We start from the raw sequence: 22,782 nt of genomic DNA on the forward strand, positions 1-22,782 counted from the left end.
CCGGGTTATGAAAAACAGCCACCTGATTACCGAAATACGATATTCATTGGTTTGGCACCGGGGGGGGCTGCCCGTGTTTGGTTACGCGGCATCGATAAAAACAACGGCGATAATATCCTGATCTCTACGGGTGAATCGGTTTCCGGCGATAAGATGACTGTGTGTCAGGGAAAAACCAACGTACTTAATGGCTATGGTGAGTATCCTGAATACATCAGGAACTTTATCAAAGGAAAAACCTATCCTTATGGTGAATGGTAAAAACAGGGCATCCCTCAACTTTTGGAAATCTCATAATGAAAAGAAAAATCTTAATATCACTGCTGGGTTTTGGACTGGTATGGGGCTTAGCGGCCTGCCAGTCTTACCCACCCGGAAAGCGGGTGGTGACCTACAAACCTATTGTACGTAAAAGTGAGCCACTGCCTTATAACCGGTGGGAGTTTCAATTTAACACCCCAGAATATTTTCCGGTCAGTATCAGCTTTGTTCAGTTTCAGGATGAAGATAATTATATTGACCAACTCCTTATGCCAGATGGTGCCAATTCACATTATCGTAGTGTAACTACCTGGGATAAAAAAATAGGCGGCGGTGGCGGCGCTATCAGAAACCATGGCGAAGCGCTTCCCAAGCGGCTGATGGTTTGTTGGGATTCTGTGATTGATAAAAAATCCTTCCAGACCCTGTTTAACTTCATACCTGAGGTTCAGCAACTGATGCGTGAGCCTGCTTTCTACCCGGGTTATGAAAAACAGCCACCTGATTACCGAAATACGATATTCATTGGTTTGGCACCGGGGGGGGCTGCCCGTGTTTGGTTACGCGGCATCGATAAAAACAACGGCGATAATATCCTGATCTCTACGGGTGAATCGGTTTCCGGCGATAAGATGACTGTGTGTCAGGGGAAAACCAAACATTCTGATGGCTATGGGGAATATTCCGAGAGGATAAAAGCCTTTATCAAAGGAAAAACCTATCCCTATGGTGAATGGTAAAAACAGGGCATCCCTCAACTTTTGGAAATCTCATAATGAAAAGAAAAATCTTAATATCACTGCTGGGTTTTGGATTGGTATGGGGCTTAGCGGCCTGCCAGTCTTACCCCCCCCCCGGAAAACGGGTGGTGACCTACAAACCCATTGTGCGTAAAAGTGAGCCGCTGCCTTATAATCGGTGGGAGTTTCAATTTAACACCCCAGAATATTTTCCGGTCAGTATCAGTTTTGTCCAGTTTCAGGACGAAGATAATTATATTGTTCAAAAACTTATGCCAGATGGTGCCAATTCACATTATCGTAGTGTAACTACCTGGGATAAAAAAATAGGCGGCGGTGGCGGCGCTATCAGAAACCATGGTGAAGCGCTTCCCAAACGGCTGATGGTTTGTTGGGATTCTGTGATTGATAAAAAACCCTTCCAGACCCTGTTTAACTTCACACCTGAGGTTCGGCAACTGATGCGCGAGCCTTATGTCGGGCGCGTCGTTAAAGGCCATATATTCTATCGGGATACAATATTTATTGGTCTGGCTCCCGGTGGAGCGGCTCGCTCCTGGTTGCGGGGATATGATAAAAACAACGGCGATAATATCCTGATCTCGATGGGAGAATCGGTTTCCGACGATAAGATGACAGTGTGTCAGGGGAAAACCAAACATTCTGATGGCTATGGGGAATATTCCGAGAGGATAAAAGCCTTTATCAAAGGGAAAAAATACCCCTACGGAGAATGGTAAAAGGGTTATCTTAAAATCGTCTCAACATCAGAAGTTGGCATGGTTGATTTCTGATGTTAGGGGGAGCTAATCTTGATAACCAGTCGGAAAGCGTTTCTCTCTTGATGGTTCGTAGAGTCAGCTGACGCGCTACGCTTGCCTTCTCCGTGTATCGACGCCCCAACAAAGGGCCGAATGACTTTCAAAAGAAACAGTTTATTTATGACGCACAACAAGACTGCTATGTCTGCCCGCAGGGCGAAAAGCTGATTTATACCACCACTGGCCGTCAGGGATACCGTTATTACCGGACGGCCGCGGGTATTTGCCAGCATTGCCCGCTGTGGGCGGCCTGTACCCGGGCGAAAAAGGGCGTATCGGGGAGCAATAAGGAAAAATCGGCAGATAATGAGTGATAATGAATGCGACAAACCCCGTTACTTTCAACGAGGTTTGTCAGCGGTCTGAAGTAAAATCAATTAGTTGATTTTACTTTAATTAATTGATAGAGGTGGGCTATAATGGATGTTAGTTATATTCTTCCCACTTGCACAAAACCAGCGCTCTAATTTACTTAGTTTATTGTAATGTACTGTCAACTTAACTGTTACCTGATAGCAGCCAAAAGAGCGAAACTCTCGTTGAAATTCCATCTTCCATTTCTGCTCTGATGCCGTTTTTCCTCCTGTTTCCCCGAATTCTCCCTGCCCTTCCAAACGTTCATATTGTTCCAACTGATCATGGGCATATCGCACGGCCTTAAGCTGCCCCCAATATTGCTGAAAATTTGCTGACAATGCTTGGTGGTAACGCATTAATCCCAGCAAAGAGATGGCAAATACAACAGATGCCACCATGACTTCTGGCAAACTCATGCCTTCTTGCCGGTCGGGTTGATGGCGCATTTTCATAAGCAAAATTCGGCCTGAAGAACAGGACAAAAATCCAACCAACCACTTTCAACAGGAACCAGTTCTATAGGAGTAAGTGTATCCTGACTTGAGTGTTTCATCTGTTTCATCCATTGATAAAGTTCAAGATTTTCCTCTGCTGCAAATTGGGCTATGCCTTTTAGCAGAAAGAGTGTATCCGAATAACGCCTGATACAACTTTTAAGATTAAATTCAATCTGTTGCAAACAAAACCAACCATCAATGCCTTGTTGATTGATCCGCCATGATTGCACTTTTCCCCATGTTAATGATGATTCAGCCCGCCAAAAGGCATTCAAATAGTTTTGTTCATCCATCATCATAAACATCGCATTTTCTTGTTGATAATGGAGTGATTTCAACATCATTAAACTCAATGCCAACAGCATAATTATCGAGACTAACAAGATATTTCCCTGCTGCTTATTTACTATCTGTTTTTTATTATCAGTTCCTGCCATTTTCTTCACTCCCTGATATTGCGCAGCCGGATTGTTGTTTGATGGCGATGCACAATGGATGGAGATTTAAGCCAATGAGCGTTAATGGACAAGCTAATGAAAACCAGCCCTCTTTTTACCTGTAACTTTTCAAGATAAAAGGTATCAATCCCAATTTCTCTGAGATCAAACAACCTTTCCCAACCATTTTCCTGACAATCGCCCGCACCTCTTTTCCATTCCAGAGCACGGTTATTTAACCGATAACCAAAAAACTCAGATTCAATATGTTCGGGTTTTTCCCATCGATCATTTAAATTAAGATCAAAAGCAACAATAATGCAGGAATTAACGGATTCTGTATTTTTATTTTTTATTATCAGTGGTTCTCCTTCACACTGTTTTCTATCCCGGCAATAACCTGCTCGCCTGATATCCTTTTCCATCAAATAGGCAGTTCTAGTTACCAAATAATGCAACCTATACTTTCGATAGAGGTCGAGAATTTGCCCTGATAAAATTGGGTAAGTTTTTGTCATGGCGACCAAAATCACACTACCGATTAGCATTGCCACCAAAACTTCCAATAAAGAAAACCCTGTCTGTTTTTGCTTAAAACAGAAAATGGCCGGCATCATGGTTTTTTTATTCCTTCACAATGAGGAAGCTGGCTAATAGTATCGCTGCATGTCCTGATCCTCCCCCGCCCTGAAATTATCACGCTAATTTCTCCGGCAGAGTTTGCCAATATAAAATTGGCTGGCATGGCAGTGTTCCTGACGCCATAAAAATCAATGCGATTCGTCGTAGATGATACTAAAAGCACATCATCATAAGGAGAATAAACTCGTGCGCCATCACCTTCATCACAGTCAGATATCTGAGTGATAGAAGATACCAAACACCAAGACTGCCCGCTCATTAACCATAATGTGCGATTCTGATTCAGATAGTTTGCCTGAGCCTGTTGCCTTTCCATAAAAGACAGCACGTTATTCACCGCTGATTGCAAATGTAATCGGTTCTGATATTTCTCCCAATGATACACTCCCCAAGACAGGCTAATGGAAATGATAAACATCGCTATCAATAACTCCAATAATGTAAATCCTGATGCTTCATTGCTAATTACAGCATTGCTGAGTGCTTTATTGTGATAACACATTATTTCCATATCAATTTTATTTTTTTCTGGTTCAGACTCACTGTTTCTTGCAGCAAATATCTTCAATTCATAGAAAAATGAAAAGACAACTAATTGAATTATGCGAAGCGTTTTCAGAAAAAAATAATGATGAAATGACTTTTTCATTTTATTTGCGCAGTGGCACGCAAAAATGACAGGAAGCTAATTTTTAATATTGAGAACCGTTAGCGACAGATGTAAAAAGAGCAGGTAAAACCCGCTCTTTAACAATTTGATATTGAATTTTGAACTATTATGGTTCTTAGATCGCAACTGGGGCTTTGATGCCCGGATGCGGGTCATAATCCACAATCGCAAAATCTTCGAAACAATAATCAAACAGTGAATCTGGCTTGCGTTTAATAACCAGTTTAGGCAATGCACGCGGCTCACGGTCCAACTGAAGATGAGTCTGCTCCAAGTGATTGCTGTAAAGATGGGTGTCCCCCCCTGTCCAAACAAAATCACCCACTTCAAGATCACACTGCTGAGCCATCATATGTACCAACAAAGCATAACTTGCAATATTGAAGGGCAATCCTAAAAACACATCGCAGGAACGTTGATAAAGCTGGCAGGAAAGTTTGCCATCTGCTACATAGAACTGGAAAAACGCATGGCACGGCGCCAACGCCATTTTATCCAATTCCCCAACATTCCACGCAGAAACAATAATCCGGCGTGAATCAGGATCACTTTTTAACTGCTCAAGGACTTGGGTCAATTGATCGATTTGGCGACCATCCGCAGAACCCCAGGCGCGCCATTGTTTACCATAAACAGGTCCCAAATCTCCATTTTCATCGGCCCATTCATTCCAGATGCTCACGCCATTATCATGCAAATACTTGATATTGGTATCACCATTCAAAAACCAAAGCAGCTCATGAATGATAGAGCGCAGATGGCAACGCTTAGTTGTTACCAATGGGAAACCTTCTTGCAAATTGAAACGCATCTGATGACCAAAGATAGAAAGCGTTCCCGTCCCCGTACGGTCATCTTTTGCAGTGCCTTCTTCCAGCACTTTTTTCATTAAATCCAGATACTGTTTCATTTTGCCTCTTGTATCTTGTCATTTCGAGTTTTGTTGCGGGGGTATTTATATGCCCATACCATCATAAATATTCCCACTAAAATCATAGGAATGGAAAGGAGTTGCCCCATACTAATTCCTTCAAACAGCCCGAGCTGGGCATCAGGCTGACGGAAAAATTCTACTATTATGCGGAATGCACCGTATCCGATCAGGAATAACCCCGAAACGCTCCCCATCGGGCGCGATTTACGGATAAATAAGTTAAGAATGATAAACAACACGATGCCTTCAAGTACCATCTCATATAGCTGGGACGGGTGGCGGGGTAAGACACCATATTTCTCCAGAATCGGCCATAAAGAAGGGTTGGTTGTAGCCAATGCAATATCTTCGCTGCGGGAACTCGGGAACAACATCGCCCAAGGTGTATCAAGCGTAACACGCCCCCACAACTCCCCATTGATAAAGTTACCGATACGCCCCATCCCCAAGCCAAAGGGAACCAACGGAGCGACAAAATCAGCAGTCTGTAAAAAGTGGCGCTTCGTACGGCGCGAAAACCACCACATGGCACAGATAACCCCTACCAACCCACCGTGGAAAGACATGCCTCCGTCCCAAATCTTGAACAGATAAAGGGGATTATCAAGGAACATTGGGAGATTATAGAACAGGACATAGCCAAGACGTCCGCCAACGAAAACCCCGACAAACCCTGAATATAATAAGTTCTCGACTTCGACTTTGTTCCAGCCACTGTTCGGTTGTGCCGCACGGCGATTTGCCAACCACATGGCAAAAACAAAACCAACCAGATACATAAAACCGTACCAGTGGAGAGATACGGGCCCGATTGAAAACATGACAGGGTCAATGTTAGGAAATGCCAGATAGCTAGTGCTCATCGTTCCCCACTAAAAATATGTTGTGTGAATGCTATTGTGAATAAATCATCTGTTGCGAATGAATTATATTGCTTGAATAACTTAAGACAAATAATTGCAAATAATAGCATAGGCAACTATTCCCTTCATCTTTCAAACTATTGCGTTGTTGGCGGCATTACATCTTGAAATCCGTCGGGCGTAAGCTGACTAAGTGCTATGGATAAAGCTAAATACCGCCCCGAATCAGGCCACCCAGACTATTCGCCTCCATAAATTCGGCTGCCAACCCTTTGATCTGCTCACTAGTTTCAGCTTTCAATATGACGCTGATAAGACGTTCTAGATCATTAGCATCCAAATGGCGCAGCAAGTATTTGATACGCGGAACACTCCGGCCACTCATGCTCAGGCTACGATAACCTAAACCAAGCAATATTAATGCCCCGAGCGGTAAACCTGCCATTTCACCACATATGCTAATAGGGAGAGCAAGGCGTTGGCATTCGTCAAAAGCCAGTTTCAGAGCTCTAATTACAGCCGGATGCAAATTATCATATAGTGAAGCTACATGTGTATTATTGCGATCTACCGCAAGCAAATATTGGGTCAGGTCATTTGTGCCAATAGAGACGAAATCAATCCGTTTCTTTAATTGCGGCAACAAAAACATAGTGGAAGGGACTTCAAGCATAATGCCAATCTGTGGCATGGTAATCGTTCTAGCGATGGCTTGTTCAACCTCAGATTTCGCCCTCTCAAGCAGTTTTCGTGCCTCATCAATTTCCTCAATGCTTGTCACCATCGGCAAAAGTATCTTTAGATTGCCAGTGGAAGCATTGGCTTTTAGCATCGCTCTGAGCTGAATCAGGAATATTTCAGGCTGATCCAGCGTGATACGAATTCCGCGCCAACCAAGACAAGGGTTGTCTTCATTAATCGGCATATAAGGAAGTTGTTTATCTGCACCAACATCCAGCGTTCGCAGCACCACCGGCTTATCAGGGAAAAGTTCCAATATTTCTTGATAACGGTTCTTCTGCTCATCTTCTGATGGAAAACCACTATGCAGCATAAAAGGGATCTCTGTACGATACAGTCCAACGCCATCAATACTGTCCGCTATTTGCTGCTCATATTTTAAACTAAGCCCTGCGTTGAGTTGCACAAGCACTTGTTCTCCGCTTTTAAGCTGTGCCTGCTGTTGCTGCTCACATTCAGCTAATTTACTGAGAACCTGTTCTTCTTCAATTATTTGCTGATACTCCTGGACAATCAACGGCTCTGGCTCAATAAAAATCTCACCGCGATAACCATCAAGGATTAGCGTCCGATTGTGCAACAACTCAGGTTGTATATCTGCCCCCATGATAGCGGGAAGCCCCATCGCACGAACCAGAATAGCGGAATGGGAATGCGTTGCGCCATCACGCACAATCACCCCGGTCAATTGTTCCTGTGGCATCTCAGCCAACAAATTGGCACTGAGTTCATCGGCAACCAGGATAAAATGCTCCGGCCACTGAGTGGCATCAGTGAAAGAATCATTCAGATGAAACAATACCCGTTGTCCAAGAGCACGCAGATCAGATGCCCTCTCCCGCATGTAGGGATCTTGCAGGCTGGCAAATTGCCCGGCGTATTTTTCAATCACAGTTTTGACTGCCCATTCAGCGACAAAACCATTATCAACTGAATAAAACAGATCTTGCTTGAGTTGGGGGTCATTTAATAAATGAGAATAGAGATCGAAAATGGCAGCACTTTCTTTCTGCGAGCTAGAGGTGAAACGCTTGCTGATTCGACGGCACTCCGCAGTTGATTCTTCCAGAGCACGAATTAATCTCAGACGTTCAGATTGATAATCCAAGGTTGATGCCTCAGATACCTGCTCCAGCAAAGGTTGTGAGCGGTCTTGCCACCCTTGGGACATGACGATGCCATTGGAAATGGCCAGTGCTTTAATACGACTCTGGCGGTACTGACCAAATATCCCTTTTGCCTGCGCCTGAGCGAGAATAACAGCAAGCTGCATTGCCAGTGTTACCATGAAAGATTCTTCACTTTCATCAAACAGGCGCCGTTCATGTTGCTGAACAACCAATATCCCCTGCAACTGGCGGCGATAAATAATCGGGACACCTAAAAAAGCCCGCAGACTTTCTTCTTTCACTTGGGGGATATATTTAAAACTGGGATGGTCACGAACATCAGAAAGATTAATTAATTCAGACAAACGCCCGACTTCACCCACAACACCTTCATTGAAAGCTAAACTGACCGAACGCCCTTTTGGTTTTCTCAGCCCTCTGGTTGCCATCAGGTAATAACACTGACGTTGATGATCTGCCAGATAGATAGAGCAAACATCCGTATTCATTGCCAGACAGGTTTCATTGACCAGTAGCTCAAGCGCTTCAGATAAATTGGCTGCCATCGCAACCTTTTCAACAATTTCTCGTAAGCGCATGAGCATAAACTGTTACCTAATTTCTTCTGCGACGATATAAATAAGGCGAATAGAGCTGTGAAGCAGGTTCCTGCATTGGCATCACAATGGAAGAGAATTCTTTCATCACGCGGCGATATACATCCCGTTTAAAAGAAACCACTTGCCGGACAGGATACCAGTAACTAACCCAACGCCAGCCATCAAACTCCGGCGTATTACTGCGCTGCACATTAATATCAGCTTCATTACACAACAACTGTAATAAAAACCAACGTTGCTTTTGCCCAATACAGACGGGCTTTGTATCCCAACGCACCAAACGCTTGGGTAATTTGTAACGCAACCAGCTCCGGGTCGAGGCAAGAACCCGGACATCTCTGCGATTTAAACCAACTTCTTCAAACAACTCGCGATACATTGCTTGCTCTGGTGATTCCCCTGGATTTATCCCCCCCTGAGGAAACTGCCAAGAATGCTGTCCATAGCGGCGAGCCCATAGAACCTGACCTTGGCGATTACAAATTACAATTCCTACATTCGGGCGGTAGCCATCATCATCGATCACCAGACTACCTCTCGATAAAACGAATTTGAAAAGATAACTAATTGTTTCACACTCATCTCAAGCGGTAAACCTCTATGATTGGACTTTGCAGACCCGGCCGAAGTCTCTACAATACGGCCATCTCAACGGGGTGCAGTTGTTGCAAAATATTGCTGCTGAGAACAAACCCGTCGGACCTGAACCGGTTAGTACCGGCGTAGGGATTTGGGATGCTAATAATTGATTAAAATAAGTAATTTTCATTTAGCTCCTTCTCAGATCCTTTGCCAATCTTCTAATAACCATTGTTAATAACGACAGGAGAGCAAAGTGTTTAAGAAATTATTTTCCCGCTTTATTGCCATTAGTACTCTCTCGATTTCTGCCAGTGTTTTTGCTCAGACGGCTCAAGTAAAGCCTACGCTGACAGTGTATACTTATGACTCATTTGCCTCTGAATGGGGACCGGGGCCTGCCATTAAAAAAGCTTTTGAAACAGGGTGCAATTGTGAACTGAAACTCATCGCTCTGGAAGATGGGGTCTCCTTACTGAACCGTTTGCGGATGGAAGGCAAAAAAACATCAGCGGATATCGTTCTGGGATTGGATAACAATCTGATTCAAGCGGCTCAACAAACCGGATTGTTCACACCAAGCCATATCGATACTTCAAAACTGAAATTACCCATTTCATGGAATAATAATACGTTCATTCCTTATGATTACGGTTATTTCGCCTTTATTTACAACAAGAATACCTTACCTCATCCACCCAAAAGTATGGATGAATTAATCAATGACCACCAGAATTGGAAGATTATTTACCAAGACCCTCGCACCAGTACTCCGGGCTTGGGGTTCCTGCTCTGGATGCAAGATCTCTATGGTGACAAAGCGGCACAGGAATGGCAAAAAGTTGCCAAAAAGACACTCACCGTCACGAAAGGCTGGAGTGAAGCCTATGGCCTGTTTCTGAAAGGTGAGGGCGATATGGTACTGAGCTATACCACATCTCCGGGTTATCACATCATTTCAGAGAAAAAAGATAATTATGCAGCGGCTATCTTCAAGGAAGGCCACTATTTACAAATTGAAGTAGCAGCCCAGTTAGCCTCAAGTAAGCAACCTGAATTAGCACAGAGATTCATGAATTTCATGATTTCTCCAGCATTTCAGCAAGTCATTCCAACAACTCAATGGATGTATCCTGTGATTGATATTCCGTTGCCTGACGTTTTCAAACAACTTCCTGTTCCTGAGAACTCTCTGCAATTCAACGCAGATGAAGTGGCAAAATACCGTACAAAATGGATACGTACATGGCAAAGCGCTGTAAGCCGCTAATAGCAGGCTGGTTATTACCGGGGGTCATTGCCTCCGGTTTATTGATTATCGTTGCCTTGTCTGCATTTGGGGCGCTGTGGTTCAATGCGCCTGAAAGTAATTGGCAGGAATTCTTGAATGACCGTTATCTCTGGCATGTCATTCGATTCACTTTCTGGCAAGCATTTTTATCCGCCGTATTATCGGTGACCCCCGCCATTTTCCTTGCAAGATCACTTTACCGCCGCCATTTTCCCGGTAAGGCTCTCTTTCTGCGCTTATGCGCAATGACATTGATCCTGCCGGTTTTGGTCGCTTTGTTTGGTATCCTTACCGTTTATGGTCAAACAGGCTGGTTGGCAAATATTTTCCAATGGTTAGGTATTGAATATCGTTTTACACCTTATGGATTACAAGGGATCTTGCTGGCTCATATTTTCTTCAATATGCCGATGGCAACACGCCTGCTGCTGCAATCGCTGGAAAGTATCGCAATTGAACAGCGGCAACTTTCAGCCCAGCTTGGTATGAATGAATGGCAACATTTTCGTTTTATTGAATGGCCTTATCTGCGCCGCCAACTTTTACCAACAGGCGCACTGATTTTCATGCTGTGTTTTGCCAGCTTTGCTACCGTTCTCGCTTTAGGGGGAGGCCCTGCGGCAACAACTATTGAACTGGCGATTTACCAGGCTCTTAGCTATGACTACGATCTTACACATGCGGCTTTGCTTGCACTGATTCAACTATTTTGCTGCGTTGGCTTGGTACTGATCAGCCAAAAACTCAAAGGCGCTCTATCAGTGGGTTATGGTCATCAACAACAATGGCGCAATCCACAGGATTCATGGTTGCGGAAATTATTTGATGGCCTGCTGATTAGTCTGGCTTTGTTGCTTCTACTCCCCCCTTTGCTGGCAGTTATTGTGGATGGTTTAAACAGCGGTATTTTTGATGTTTTACGCCAGCCTGCTTTATGGCAAGCCTTTACAACTTCGGTCATTATCGCACTGGGAGCGGGGCTGCTGTGTGTAATACTGACCATGATGTTGCTATGGAGCAGCAGGGAATTACGCTTACGCCACTTTTCCCGTTGGGGACAAGCGATAGAAACCAGCGGCTTGTTGATCCTTGCCATGCCGGGAATTGTTCTTGCCACAGGTTTTTTTCTTCTGCTGAACACAACTTTTGGATTGCCTCAATCACCTTACGGATTGGTCATTCTGACCAATGCACTGATGGCAATCCCTTATGCTTTGAAAGTTTTGGAAAATCCGATGCATGATCTGGCGGAACGCTACAACCCTCTGTGCCGTTCACTCAATATTCAAGGTATTCAGCGCCTACGCTGGATTGAGTTCAAGGCGCTGAAAATTCCATTAGCACAAGCGTTGGCTTTCGCCTGTGTTCTATCAATTGGCGATTTCGGTATTGTCGCGTTATTTGCAAGCGAAGATTTCCGTACTTTGCCTTATTACCTGTATCAACAAATTGGAGCCTATCGCAATCAGGATGGTGCCGTGACCGCATTCCTGTTGCTGCTTCTCTGTTTTATTTTGTTCACTGTCATTGAACGCTTACCGGGCCGACGCCATGATTAAACTCGAAAATGTCACTTACACCTATAAACACCTTGCTATGCATTTTGATGTAGACATTAAAGCTGGAGAGCGCATTGCGATCCTCGGCCCAAGTGGAGCGGGCAAAAGCACATTGTTAAGTTTAATTGCGGGCTTCCAATTTCCAGAGCAAGGCAATATCTGGATGGATAGCAAAAATCACACAAATACACCGCCTTCCAAGCGGCCTGTTTCCATGCTGTTTCAGGAAAATAACCTGTTTTCCCATTTGACCATTGAGCAAAATATTGGTTTAGGATTGCATCCTGGGTTGCGGTTGAATGCAGAGCAAAAGAAAACACTCCAGCAAATTGCCTCTCAGGTATCGCTGGAGGCGTATTTATCTCGCCTGCCGTCCCAGCTTTCTGGCGGACAGCGCCAACGGGCGGCACTGGCTCGTTGTTTAGTCCGCCATCAACCGATTTTATTACTGGATGAACCATTTTCAGCGCTCGATCCTGCTTTGCGCAATGAGATGCTGGAATTGCTGGATCAAATATGCTGTGAACGCCAAATTACTTTACTTATGGTGTCCCATAATCTTGATGACGCAGCGAAAATCGCTCCGCGTTCTTTGCTGATTGTGGACGGAAAAATTCATTATGATGGGAAGACTGAGAGGTTGGTAAGTGGTGAGGCAAAAGAGGCAGTGATTTTGGGTATCACCAATATTTAGACCCTGTTTATTATTGTATGTAACCGCCATTTAGAATTCAGGCCACTACGACAATAACAACTGACGCAAGGTGCTATATTTTCCGAGTCCTGAGGCTATCCCTAATACCCCGCTTAACAATATTGATGTTGTTAGGCGATTTAGTGTCGCCTAACTAATTTTCATTAAGTATGAGATAAAGCTTCAGGCTTAAATAGAGGGGTTAATTTTGAAATATCAACCACTTTCTCCGCCTTATCAAGGCTATATGTCTCCTGCAACTTTAACCACAGTCGAGGACTGCTACCAAGAACCTTGGACAACCTCACGGCCATCTCTGGCGTGATGGCTGCTTTACACGTCACCAAACGCTGAGCTGTAGAAGGGGCAACATCCAATGCCCGAGCAAGATCACGGATACTCAAACCTAACTCTTCCAAAGAGTCCGCAATAATTTCGCCTGGATGAGCGGGGTTAAACATCTTCATTAATGATAATCCTCATAGTTAACAATATATGCGTCGCCATCAATAAACTCGAATGTCACGCGCCAATTTCCGTTTTTTATATCACCTAATCCCACTTTCCTGTACACAACTAAATTCTCACGATCTTCATCTGGTCTATGACCATGCCAGAATAATTCCATTCCCTCTGGCGCGGGATCAATCTCTTCGGATAAAACCATCAACCATCCACATTGTTCAGGCGTCTCAAAAGTCTTTTGTTTATGAAGCAGAATATGGGCATAGTAATAAAGCATTGGCGCTTCGGATTCACCGATATTATATGACGCCATACATTGGCTATCTTGATAGACTCCGGCTAATTGCTGCTTGAGATCAAGAAATACCTGTTTATAACTTTTGGAATAATCAATCCAGCCGACAAATAATGTAAATACCAATCCCCAAACGACGGCAATACCCAATACCCAATTTTGAGCGGCACGTAAAGCAGGCAATTGAGCAAGTAACTTATTCTTAGCTATCCATACGATGGTTATCAAAAACGCTATGCCAAATATTAATCCTGAAAAGTGCATCTGATAGCTCATGGGTAACCATCTGCCTAATGGCTCCAACCCATGTTTATCATCGCCGGAAAGCGATAAGAAATAGCAGCACCATAAGAATACGATGAGAAAAGACCAGAGAGTAGTAGAAAATACACTGAAATATTTATAGATTCTTTCCGGTAGTTTAATAAAAATCTCTGTGGCTAATATTGCCATTGGTGCAATAAAGGGCAATAAGTATAAAGCGCGCCCGGAAGCTGATATTTGTAATAAAACAACACCTAAAACAGAAAATGCCGTACAAAGGAAATAATGCTCGTCTAACAAAGCGTTAATTGGATTTTTTAATATAAAAATCAAAGCCAATATGCCTGACGGGAGAGCAAAAAACAGTACTGCTTCGGGGATAGTCGTCAAATTACCTCTGGCACCAAGATCTTCAACAGAGAAACCTAAGAAACGACCAATGTTGTTATCCCAAAACCAGACTTTAAATAAATCAGGATATTCAAGAAATAACATAACTGGCCACGGTAAGATTAAAACCAGTGCAATAATCCCTGACGATATAGCATTCAGCCAATATTGTTTAGTTCTGCAAAATTTAAGAAAAACAGGGGCCAGAATAAGGCATATCCATAATAGTCCTGGAATGAAAATCCCTTTTGATAATAGGGTCGTCACTGTACCAATAATCAACCATAAACAGGAATAGACTATTTTTTCCTTTTTAATTAATCCCAGCAAACCATATAAACCGATAACTGTTCCCGCTACCAATGAGATATCAGTAAACATATCGTGGCTATGGCGAACCAGTCCGGGCGCACTGGCATACAGGGCAAAAGCAATCCATATCCGACTATCGGTAAAGTTTTTGACATCAAATACACGGCGGGCAAGAAAAATGAAAAAGGAAAAATTGATTATAGAAAATAATAAAGAAGCAGTTCTGGCAGCATCATGCATTGGAAGCCAGGGCGATAATAGATGTATAAATGTCGTTGCCGTCCAATAATATAGTGGAGGCTTTTCCATAAAAGGTTGTCCAGCATTGATTGTTACCAACCAATTTCCGGTTTCATACATCGTTTGAATAATACCAAAACTATAATTTTCATCTTGTTTCCACGGATTATGTCCATAAATACCGGGTAACAAATAAAGCAGCATAAAAACTATAAATAACAGTAAAGCTTTGATATCTGTTTGACTCAGTCTATTAGAGTTATTCATCAATATTTACCAAGTGAAATTAATATTTATTTCTCCATAAAAAATCATTAATCATAGTATACCTGTCGTCTTTCAAGTTGCAGCTTTGTTGGCTGCGCTCACTCACCCCGGTCACATAGTTATCTATGCTTCAGGGGATTCGCTCCTTGCCGTCGCGCTGCATCTTGAAATCCAATGGGTATAGCCAATTAAGAATAATTACAAAAGGTACTGAGGTGCGATGCTAAAGTGCTTCTTAATGATCAATTTTTACCTGTTGGCCCTTCAAAAAATACTGTATAAATAACCATTCGAAATGCTATAGTTGAAACCCTCTTTGGTAATACGGGTTCTGGCTGATAACGCTTAAACAGAAAGATCATGCAGATAAATCACGTCGAACAAGGCTTTATTTTAACTCGCCATTGGAAAGATACACCATCTGGCATTGAGTTGGTGTATTGGCTGGCGACAGATCTGGGTGCTCGCCGCATTACAATTCCTCATGAAAAAGCGGTTGTATTCCTTCCTCAGCGTGATTTGCCTAAAGTCAAACAATTACTCGTGCAGGAACGACACTGCGAACTTAAGGCATTGCCATTAAAAGATTTCAATCGCCAGCCTGTCGCTGCGCTGTATTGCCAGCAATATCGTCAATTGCAATATCTGGAAAAAATCCTCAAAGAACAAGATATCCCACTCTACGAAACCGATATCCGCCCACCCGATCGGTTTATGATGGAGCATTTTATCACAGCGCCCGTCTGGTTCAGCCAGAAACCAGATGGAATGTATCAAATGAAGCCCAATCCCACTTATCGGCCCACTCTGAAATGGGTATCTCTGGATATTGAAACCAGTCAACATGGTGAGCTATATTCCATTGGTCTGGCTGGATGTAGTGAGAAAACTGTGTTTATGTTAGGGTCGGAAAATGGGAATCCGCAGGAACTCGGTTTCAGGCTGGAATATGTTGCCAGCCGCCCGATGATGCTGGAGAAACTCAATCAATGGCTGGCTCATTACGATCCGGATGCCATTATTGGCTGGAGTTTGATTCAGTTCGATTTACGGGTGTTACAGAAACATGCCGAACACTACAACGTGCCGCTAAAGTTCGGTCGTAATCAGAGTTTGCTCGAATGGCGGGAACACGGTTTCAAACCGGGGCACTTTTTTGCATCAGCAGAAGGTCGTCTCATTATTGACGGCATTGATGCCCTGAAAACAGCGACGTGGAATTTTCCCTCATTCAGTCTTGAATATGTTGCTCAAACGCTATTAGGGGAAGGGAAAGCCCTTGATAATCCTTATGACCGGATGGATGAAATCAACCACCGTTTTCAGGAAGATAAGCCCGCCCTCGCCTACTATAATTTGCAAGACTGTACTCTGGTCAATCGTATTTTTGAGAAAGTGGATTTGATGGCGTTCCTCTTGGAGCGGGCCACTGTTACAGGATTGGCAGTAGATCGCAGCGGTGGTTCAGTAGCCGCATTTACCCACCTTTATCTGCCAAGAATGCACCGCATTGGCTATGTTGCTCCCGTTCAGCCCACTTATTTCGATGATACCAGTCCCGGTGGTTTTGTGATGGATTCGTTTCCGGGTCTGTATGATTCGGTACTCGTTCTGGACTATAAAAGCCTCTACCCTTCGATTATCCGCACATTCCTGATTGATCCTGTAGGTATGGTCGAAGGCCTTGCTCAACCCGACAGTGAACATTCCGTACCCGGTTTCCGGCAGGCTTTTTTCTCCCGCACCCAACATTGTTTACCCGATATTGTCACGCAAATCTGGTATGAGCGCGACAAAGCCAAAAGACTGGGTAACGCGCCGCTTTCCCAAGCCCTGAAAATTATTATGAACGCGTTTTATGGCGTACTCGGTGCTTCCGGATGCCATTTTTTTGATCCCCGCTTGACATCATCAATTACGATGCGTGGGCATAAAATCATGCATCAAACCCGTGAGTTAATTGAATCACAGGGTTATCAGGTCATTTATGGTGATACAGATTCAACATTTGTCTGGCTCAAACGCCCTCATTCAGAGGACGAAGCCAGCCAAATTGGGCATTCATTGACACAATTCATCAACCAATGGTGGAAAGAACACCTGAAATCCGAATTCAATCTTGAAAATACATTGGAGTTAGAATTTGAGACACACTATCGTCGCTTCTTGATGCCGACAGTACGTGGAGCAGAGCAAGGCAGCAAAAAACGCTATGCCGGACTGAGTAGCGATAAGGTCATTTTCAAAGGGTTGGAAACGGTGAGAACCGACTGGACACCACTGGCTCAAATCTTCCAAAAAGAACTGTATACGCTGATTTTTCACCAGCAACCCTATCAAGATTATATTCGAGAGTATATTGCCAAGACGCTGGCGGGGGAGTTTGATGGGCGCCTTGTTTATCGTAAGCGATTGCGCCGCAATTTATCGGATTACCAGCGCAATGTTCCCCCGCATGTTCGGGCTGCACGTTTAGCGGATGAATATAACCAGCAGCATAATCGTCCACTACAGTACCAAAACGGTGGTTGGATCAACTACATTATCACGCTGTCCGGACCAGAACCCATGGAAAATCAAACTACTGCACCAGACTATGAGCACTATATCAATAAGCAGTTAATGCCCATTGCCGATGCTATTTTGCCGTTTATTCAGGATGACTTTATGACCCTGCAAACAGGGCAAATGAGCATCTCTTTTGAGTAATGGATATTTTTGCAGGTGACGGCTTGCTCAGCTTCAATTAACATATCGCTCCTCTAATGGGCAATGGTACTTTTGTGACCTCGTTACCAAAAAACGCGGGATGTAAAGTGCTATTGGAAAAGTGCTATTGAAAACTATCCCTATCGATAATCAACGATGATCGATATCCAACAAAAGCAGCCATCCTGCACCTATAAATGATATTGTCTAACAGAAAACTGAGCCGAAATTTATGCCATTTACTCTTGGTCAACGCTGGATAAGCGATACAGAAAGCGAACTTGGATTAGGAACAGTCGTAGCGCTTGATACGCGCATGGTGACGTTACTTTTTCCTGCCAGCGGAGAAAACCGCCTTTACGCACGCAATGACTCCCCTATTACCCGCGTTATGTTTAATGTGGACGATACCGTGACCAGTCACGAAGGTTGGAAACTCAAGATCGATGATGTTCAGCAAGATAATGGCCTGCTGATCTACATCGGTACTCGCCTGGACACTGAAGAAGAAAATACCTGCCTGCGGGAAGTTTTTCTGGATAGCAAGCTGACGTTTAATAAGCCGCAAGATCGTCTGTTTGCTGGTCAAATTGACCGTATGGATCGCTTTGCTCTGCGTTTTCGCGCCCGTAAACACCAAAGCGAACAATTTCGTCTGGCAGAAAGTGGACTACGTGGCATTCGTGCCAGTTTGATCCCACATCAGCTACATATTGCCAATGAAGTAGGCAAACGCCATGCTCCCCGCGTATTACTGGCAGATGAAGTGGGGCTGGGTAAAACCATTGAAGCTGGCATGATCATTCATCAGCAATTGATGGCAGGACGTGCGGAACGTGTATTGATCATTGTACCAGACAGCCTGCAACATCAATGGCTGGTAGAAATGCTACGTCGATTTAACCTGCGTTTCTCACTGTTCGATGATGGTCGGTACACAGAAGCGCTTCATGACAGCGATAATCCGTTTGAGACAGAGCAATTAGTTATCTGTTCTCTGGATTTTGTTCGCCGCAATAAGCAACGTTTTGAACATTTGCTGGAAGCGAGCTGGGATTTGATGGTAGTGGATGAAGCTCACCATCTAGAGTGGCACGAAAAATCCCCGAGCCGCGAATATCTCGTTATTGAACAGTTGTCAGAGCAAATTCCTTCCGTTCTGCTGCTGACAGCCACACCAGAACAGTTGGGCCAAGAGAGTCACTTTGCCCGTCTGCGCCTGCTTGATCCAAATCGTTTCCATGATTATCAGGTATTCATCGATGAACAACAGAATTATCGTCCTGTTGCGGATGCCGTGACTTTGCTGCTGTCCGATGATCTTTTAAACAATGACCAGCAAAATGCAATTGTTGAACTGATTAACGAACAAGATATTGAGCCTTTGTTGAAAGCGGTAAACAGCCAGCAGGATGAGGAGAGCAACAATGCTCGCCACGAACTGGTCTCTATGCTGATGGATCGCCATGGAACCAGCCGGCTGCTGTTCCGTAATACCCGTGGTGGCGTGAAAGGTTTCCCACACCGTGAACTGCATGAAATCAAGTTACCATTGCCAACCCAATATCAGACGGCAATCAAGGTTTCTGAAATCATGGGTGCCAAAAAAACCGTGGAAGCGCGTGCTAAAGATATGCTCTATCCTGAGCGGATCTATCAGGAATTCGAAGGTGAAAACGCCACATGGTGGAACTTCGATCCACGCGTAGAATGGCTGTTAGGTTTCCTGATGGCAAACCGTGATGAAAAAGTGCTGGTAATCTGTGCAAAAGCAGAAACTGCGCTGCAACTGGAGCAAGTTCTGCGTGAACGCGAAGGTATCCGCGGTGCCGTCTTCCATGAAGGTTTGTCCTTGCTGGAACGTGACCGTGCCGCCGCTTACTTCGCTTCTGAAGAAGACGGAGCACAAGTGCTGCTCTGTTCTGAAATTGGCTCTGAAGGACGTAACTTCCAGTTTGCCAATCAGCTTGTTATGTTTGATCTGCCATTCAACCCTGATTTGCTGGAGCAACGAATCGGTCGTCTGGATCGTATCGGTCAAAACCGCGATATTAAAATCAGTGTGCCTTATCTGGAAAACACGGCGCAATCCATTCTCCTGCGCTGGTATAACGAAGGACTGGATGCGTTTGAACATACCTGCCCGACCGGTCGTCCCATCTACGACAAGTATTACGAAACATTGTTGAATTTCCTTGCCAAACCTAATGAGCAAACTGACTTCAATGAGTTTATTACTGAATGCCGCACGCATCATGAACAACTCAAACAACAATTGGAGCAAGGCCGTGACCGTCTGCTGGAAATGAACTCCAACGGTGGTGAACAAGGTCAGAAACTGGCAGAAAAAATTGCGGCGCAGGATAATGATACCGATTTGGTGAATTTTGCCCTGAATTTATTCGATATCGTCGGCATCAATCAGGAAGATCACAGTGACGGTATTATCGTCCTGAATCCATCTGATCATATGCTGGTGCCGGATTTTCCCGGATTGCCGAAGGACGGCTGCTCCATTACGTTTGACCGTGAGAAAGCACTGTCCCGCGAGGATACTCAATTTCTGAGCTGGGAACACCCTATCATTCGCAATGGTCTGGATTTAATCCTGTCAGGGGATACAGGAAGTTGCGCCGTTTCTATTCTGAAAAATAAAGCACTGCCGGTAGGTACTCTGTTGGTTGAGTTGATTTACGTTGTTGAAGCGCAAGCACCTAAACATTTGCAATTGACCCGTTTTCTGCCGCCAACGCCAGTACGTCTCTTATTGGATCTAAAAGGCACTGATCTGGCTCCTCAGGTAGAGTTTGAAAGTTTCAACCGTCAGCTCAATGCCATCAACCGCCATAACGCCAGCAAGCTGGTCAATGCGGTACAGCAAGAAGTTCATGCGATTTTACAACAATCAGAACCTCTGATTGAAAAACAGTCACGTGAATTGATTGAGAAAGCAAAGAAAGAAGCGGATGAAGTGCTGTCAGCGGAATTGTCACGTTTGGAAGCCCTGAAAGCGGTTAACCCGAATATTCGTGACGATGAGCTGGAAGCTATCGAATCTGAGCATAAGCATCTGTTGCTGAACCTTGATCAGGCCAACTGGCGTCTGGATGCCATTCGTCTGGTTGTTGTTTCTCATCAATAAATGCGCGTAAATTCAGGGGCATTCTCCGCAAGGTGCCCCTGAGTTCAGTCTCACTATATTAATCTCGCACCCCGGGTCATATCTGATAGAATGCGCCCCGTCATTTTTCCGACCTGATTTATTTTCCCGACCCAATTGGAGCCACTCATGCTGGAGTCTTACAATCCCCCGACAGATCCTTGGTTATATGTGCTGTATCAAGATGAGCACATTATGGTTGTTAATAAACCCAGTGGATTACTTTCTGTGCCGGGTAAAGCAGAAGAGCACAAAGACAGTATTATGACACGGGTTCAGGCTGAATTTCCTACCGCAGAATCGGTACATCGATTGGATATGGCCACCAGCGGTATCATGGTTGTAGCACTGACTAAAGCCGCCGAACGTGAGTTGAAACGTCAGTTCCGTGAACGTGAGCCGAAAAAAGTCTATATCGCCCGGGTCTGGGGAAAACTGGAGCCGGAAAAGGGATTGGTGGATTTGCCGTTGATCTGCGACTGGCCAAATCGTCCGAAGCAGAAAGTCTGCTTTGAAACCGGAAAATCGGCACAAACTGAATATCAAGTGCTGAAATATGAAGAACAGGCAACACGTGTCAGACTGGCTCCAATCACCGGTCGTTCCCATCAGCTTCGTGTGCATATGCTGGCTCTTGGCAATCCTATTCTGGGGGATCGCTTTTATGCCCATCCGCAGGCAAGGGAGCTTACACCTCGCCTGCAATTACACGCCCAAGAACTATCCATTACGCATCCGGCTTATGGCACGCCAATGCATTTTGAATGCAAAGCCGATTTTTGACGGATGCGTTTTTTGCAGTACTTTAAGTTTTTGTGAAGTACTTTAGGTTGTTGTGAAGTACTTTAGGTTGTTGTGAAGTACTTTAGGTTGTTGTGAAGTACTTTAGGTTGTTGTGAAATACGTTAGGATCAGTGCTATTTAAAGCCCTTCTCTTTTTTGATCAAATCATACGCGGATTGGATAGACTGCGCTTTCTGCTTTGCAAGCTCCATCATTTCTGGTGGTAAACCTTTTGCCACCAGCTTATCGGGGTGATGTTCACTCATCAGTTTCCGATAAGCCCGCTTAATGGTTGTGGCATCATCATGCTCATTGACACCCAATACCTTACAGGCATCCGCCAGTGTTGCACGCTGCTGCCCAGCCCCCTGATAGTGCCCATGTTGCTGATACTGCCCACCATAATGATGTCCTTCGAAATGACGACCACCTTCCATCATGGCAAGAAATTGTTCAAATTGCATGCGGGAAATCCCCAGTTCTTCAGCAATGACAAACAGGACTTTTCTTTCATTGGGATGCAGTTCACCATCAGCAAACGCGGCCTGCAATTGTATTTCCAAAAACATGCGAATGAGATCGAAACGGCCAAAGCAAGCGCGCCGCAATTGCCGTAATGTCGTTCGCAGGGGGAATTCGGGCTGTTTACCCTCACGAAACGATTGCTGGGCAGAAGTCCTGGCCTCACCATGCAGCTGCATTCTGTCCATCAGTTGAGTGGCAAGCTGGATATCCGTTTCGGTTACCCGGCCTTTTGCTTTGGTTAAGTGCCCCAGTACTTGGAATGTACTGAGGAAAAACAGGGTTTGTCGGGTCTGGCCTTTGGTATCAATACGTTGATCCCGCAGCCTGACCTTATCAAGGATGTGACCGAGTAACAGGCCAATCACAATGCCCCAGAAACCTGCACCGGACGCTATACCGAATATTAATCCAAATAATTTTCCCCAATACTGCATATAGTCTTCAATTCCCCAATGCCCTGAGCGCAATTTTGCATTATCATACTATTCATTAAGCTCTGTGCCTAACAGCAAGATTAGCAAAGTTAAACTTTACTCTGGCGCCTATTTATTAACTAA

General features: G+C 44.4%; 20 protein-coding genes, 1 pseudogene and 1 riboswitch. Of the genes and pseudogenes, 10 read left to right on the forward strand and 11 right to left on the reverse strand.

All coding sequences use genetic code 11. The features are described from left to right. From AACQ81_RS04425 to AACQ81_RS04440, 4 genes and pseudogenes are all read left to right on the forward strand, one after another. Window positions 1-261, forward strand: a 261-nt coding sequence (locus tag AACQ81_RS04425) for a DUF2931 family protein (protein WP_237386458.1), incomplete at its 5' end; no start/stop codon positions are given. 35 nt (window positions 262-296) lie between these two features. Next, a complete protein-coding gene (locus AACQ81_RS04430; RefSeq protein ID WP_237386459.1) occupies window positions 297-1,001 on the forward strand; it encodes a DUF2931 family protein in 705 nt (234 codons plus the stop codon). A gap of 35 nt (window positions 1,002-1,036) precedes the next feature. Further along, the gene (locus AACQ81_RS04435) at window positions 1,037-1,741 is read left to right on the forward strand and encodes a DUF2931 family protein (RefSeq protein ID WP_237386460.1); all 705 of its coding nucleotides are present in this window, start codon (window positions 1,037-1,039) and stop codon (window positions 1,739-1,741) included. A gap of 149 nt (window positions 1,742-1,890) precedes the next feature. Beyond that, window positions 1,891-2,130, forward strand: a pseudogene (locus tag AACQ81_RS04440) (transposase); the annotation flags it as partial. An 84-nt stretch (window positions 2,131-2,214) separates the two neighbouring features. Here AACQ81_RS04440 and AACQ81_RS04445 read toward each other — a convergent pair. The 8 genes from AACQ81_RS04445 to rppH all read right to left on the reverse strand — a co-directional run bounded on the left by AACQ81_RS04445 (window position 2,215) and on the right by rppH (window position 9,218). Continuing rightward, window positions 2,215-2,631, reverse strand: coding sequence for a prepilin-type N-terminal cleavage/methylation domain-containing protein (locus AACQ81_RS04445; RefSeq protein ID WP_237386461.1), 417 nt, complete (start codon window positions 2,629-2,631; stop codon window positions 2,215-2,217). Further along, window positions 2,628-3,113, reverse strand: coding sequence for a YgdB family protein (locus tag AACQ81_RS04450; RefSeq protein ID WP_237386462.1), 486 nt, complete (start codon window positions 3,111-3,113; stop codon window positions 2,628-2,630). The genes AACQ81_RS04445 and AACQ81_RS04450 overlap by 4 nt, the downstream gene beginning before the upstream one ends. 5 nt (window positions 3,114-3,118) lie before the next feature. Then, window positions 3,119-3,730: a prepilin peptidase-dependent protein gene (locus tag AACQ81_RS04455; protein ID WP_237386463.1), complete on the reverse strand. Its 612-nt coding sequence runs from the start codon at window positions 3,728-3,730 to the stop codon at window positions 3,119-3,121. After that, complete coding sequence (locus tag AACQ81_RS04460) at window positions 3,727-4,404, reverse strand: prepilin peptidase-dependent protein (protein WP_237386464.1); 678 nt, start codon at window positions 4,402-4,404, stop codon at window positions 3,727-3,729. Before AACQ81_RS04460 ends, AACQ81_RS04455 begins: the two co-directional genes overlap by 4 nt. A 136-nt stretch (window positions 4,405-4,540) precedes the next feature. Continuing rightward, on the reverse strand, window positions 4,541-5,335 hold the full coding sequence (gene thyA / locus AACQ81_RS04465; protein ID WP_237386465.1) for a thymidylate synthase: 795 nt from the start codon (window positions 5,333-5,335) through the stop codon (window positions 4,541-4,543). Next, window positions 5,332-6,222, reverse strand: coding sequence for a prolipoprotein diacylglyceryl transferase (gene lgt, locus AACQ81_RS04470; RefSeq protein ID WP_237386466.1), 891 nt, complete (start codon window positions 6,220-6,222; stop codon window positions 5,332-5,334). Before lgt ends, thyA begins: the two co-directional genes overlap by 4 nt. Before the next feature lie 208 nt (window positions 6,223-6,430). Beyond that, window positions 6,431-8,677 carry a phosphoenolpyruvate--protein phosphotransferase gene (gene ptsP, locus AACQ81_RS04475; RefSeq protein WP_237386467.1) on the reverse strand — a complete coding sequence of 749 codons (2,247 nt, stop codon included), beginning with the start codon at window positions 8,675-8,677 and terminating at the stop codon, window positions 6,431-6,433. Between the two features lie 10 nt (window positions 8,678-8,687). Continuing rightward, window positions 8,688-9,218: an RNA pyrophosphohydrolase gene (gene rppH / locus AACQ81_RS04480; protein ID WP_237386468.1), complete on the reverse strand. Its 531-nt coding sequence runs from the start codon at window positions 9,216-9,218 to the stop codon at window positions 8,688-8,690. A gap of 116 nt (window positions 9,219-9,334) precedes the next feature. Then, window positions 9,335-9,439, forward strand: a riboswitch (TPP riboswitch). An 88-nt stretch (window positions 9,440-9,527) separates the two neighbouring features. Between rppH and thiB the strand changes: the two genes are divergently transcribed. Genes thiB through thiQ form a run of 3 tightly spaced genes read left to right on the forward strand, consistent with a single transcriptional unit; the run spans window position 9,528 to window position 12,815 of the window. Then, window positions 9,528-10,541 carry a thiamine ABC transporter substrate binding subunit gene (gene thiB, locus AACQ81_RS04485; protein ID WP_443089534.1) on the forward strand — a complete coding sequence of 338 codons (1,014 nt, stop codon included), beginning with the start codon at window positions 9,528-9,530 and terminating at the stop codon, window positions 10,539-10,541. After that, window positions 10,517-12,121 (forward strand): thiamine/thiamine pyrophosphate ABC transporter permease ThiP, encoded by a 1,605-nt coding sequence (gene thiP, locus AACQ81_RS04490; protein ID WP_237386469.1) that lies wholly within the window; start codon window positions 10,517-10,519, stop codon window positions 12,119-12,121. Before thiB ends, thiP begins: the two co-directional genes overlap by 25 nt. Continuing rightward, window positions 12,114-12,815 carry a thiamine ABC transporter ATP-binding protein ThiQ gene (gene thiQ, locus AACQ81_RS04495; protein ID WP_237386470.1) on the forward strand — a complete coding sequence of 234 codons (702 nt, stop codon included), beginning with the start codon at window positions 12,114-12,116 and terminating at the stop codon, window positions 12,813-12,815. The genes thiP and thiQ overlap by 8 nt, the downstream gene beginning before the upstream one ends. A gap of 164 nt (window positions 12,816-12,979) precedes the next feature. On the opposite strand, the gene AACQ81_RS04500 is transcribed toward thiQ, so the two are convergent. Beyond that, on the reverse strand, window positions 12,980-13,282 hold the full coding sequence (locus tag AACQ81_RS04500; protein ID WP_237386471.1) for a HigA family addiction module antitoxin: 303 nt from the start codon (window positions 13,280-13,282) through the stop codon (window positions 12,980-12,982). Further along, on the reverse strand, window positions 13,282-15,048 hold the full coding sequence (locus tag AACQ81_RS04505; protein ID WP_237386472.1) for a hypothetical protein: 1,767 nt from the start codon (window positions 15,046-15,048) through the stop codon (window positions 13,282-13,284). Before AACQ81_RS04505 ends, AACQ81_RS04500 begins: the two co-directional genes overlap by 1 nt. Before the next feature lie 360 nt (window positions 15,049-15,408). Between AACQ81_RS04505 and AACQ81_RS04510 the strand changes: the two genes are divergently transcribed. The 3 genes from AACQ81_RS04510 (at window position 15,409) to rluA (ending at window position 21,700) form a co-directional block, all read left to right on the forward strand. Beyond that, entirely contained in the window at window positions 15,409-17,757 is a 2,349-nt protein-coding gene (locus tag AACQ81_RS04510) for a DNA polymerase II (RefSeq protein WP_237386473.1), read from the forward strand. A gap of 232 nt (window positions 17,758-17,989) precedes the next feature. Beyond that, complete coding sequence (rapA, locus tag AACQ81_RS04515) at window positions 17,990-20,899, forward strand: RNA polymerase-associated protein RapA (protein WP_237386474.1); 2,910 nt, start codon at window positions 17,990-17,992, stop codon at window positions 20,897-20,899. Between the two features lie 147 nt (window positions 20,900-21,046). After that, on the forward strand, window positions 21,047-21,700 hold the full coding sequence (rluA, locus tag AACQ81_RS04520) for a bifunctional tRNA pseudouridine(32) synthase/23S rRNA pseudouridine(746) synthase RluA (protein ID WP_237386475.1): 654 nt from the start codon (window positions 21,047-21,049) through the stop codon (window positions 21,698-21,700). Window positions 21,701-21,834: 134 nt separating this feature from the next. Here the strand turns inward: rluA and djlA are convergent, their stop codons facing one another. Continuing rightward, window positions 21,835-22,659, reverse strand: a complete 825-nt coding sequence (gene djlA / locus AACQ81_RS04525; protein WP_237386476.1) for a co-chaperone DjlA — start codon at window positions 22,657-22,659, stop codon at window positions 21,835-21,837. Between the last annotated feature and the right edge of the window lie 123 nt (window positions 22,660-22,782).

The organism is Xenorhabdus sp. Sc-CR9 (assembly GCF_963897815.1).
Lineage (GTDB): Bacteria > Pseudomonadota > Gammaproteobacteria > Enterobacterales > Enterobacteriaceae > Xenorhabdus.

Coding starts and splice junctions, on each gene's coding strand:
- AACQ81_RS04430 (WP_237386459.1), top strand. CDS start 297: ATGAAAAGAAAAATCTTAATATCACTGCTGGGTTTTGGACTGGTATGG.
- AACQ81_RS04435 (WP_237386460.1), top strand. CDS start 1,037: ATGAAAAGAAAAATCTTAATATCACTGCTGGGTTTTGGATTGGTATGG.
- AACQ81_RS04445 (WP_237386461.1), bottom strand. CDS start 2,631: ATGAAAATGCGCCATCAACCCGACCGGCAAGAAGGCATGAGTTTGCCA.
- AACQ81_RS04450 (WP_237386462.1), bottom strand. CDS start 3,113: ATGGCAGGAACTGATAATAAAAAACAGATAGTAAATAAGCAGCAGGGA.
- AACQ81_RS04455 (WP_237386463.1), bottom strand. CDS start 3,730: ATGATGCCGGCCATTTTCTGTTTTAAGCAAAAACAGACAGGGTTTTCT.
- AACQ81_RS04460 (WP_237386464.1), bottom strand. CDS start 4,404: ATGAAAAAGTCATTTCATCATTATTTTTTTCTGAAAACGCTTCGCATA.
- thyA (WP_237386465.1), bottom strand. CDS start 5,335: ATGAAACAGTATCTGGATTTAATGAAAAAAGTGCTGGAAGAAGGCACT.
- lgt (WP_237386466.1), bottom strand. CDS start 6,222: ATGAGCACTAGCTATCTGGCATTTCCTAACATTGACCCTGTCATGTTT.
- ptsP (WP_237386467.1), bottom strand. CDS start 8,677: ATGCTCATGCGCTTACGAGAAATTGTTGAAAAGGTTGCGATGGCAGCC.
- thiP (WP_237386469.1), top strand. CDS start 10,517: ATGGCAAAGCGCTGTAAGCCGCTAATAGCAGGCTGGTTATTACCGGGG.
- thiQ (WP_237386470.1), top strand. CDS start 12,114: ATGATTAAACTCGAAAATGTCACTTACACCTATAAACACCTTGCTATG.
- AACQ81_RS04500 (WP_237386471.1), bottom strand. CDS start 13,282: ATGAAGATGTTTAACCCCGCTCATCCAGGCGAAATTATTGCGGACTCT.
- AACQ81_RS04505 (WP_237386472.1), bottom strand. CDS start 15,048: ATGAATAACTCTAATAGACTGAGTCAAACAGATATCAAAGCTTTACTG.
- AACQ81_RS04510 (WP_237386473.1), top strand. CDS start 15,409: ATGCAGATAAATCACGTCGAACAAGGCTTTATTTTAACTCGCCATTGG.
- rapA (WP_237386474.1), top strand. CDS start 17,990: ATGCCATTTACTCTTGGTCAACGCTGGATAAGCGATACAGAAAGCGAA.
- rluA (WP_237386475.1), top strand. CDS start 21,047: ATGCTGGAGTCTTACAATCCCCCGACAGATCCTTGGTTATATGTGCTG.
- djlA (WP_237386476.1), bottom strand. CDS start 22,659: ATGCAGTATTGGGGAAAATTATTTGGATTAATATTCGGTATAGCGTCC.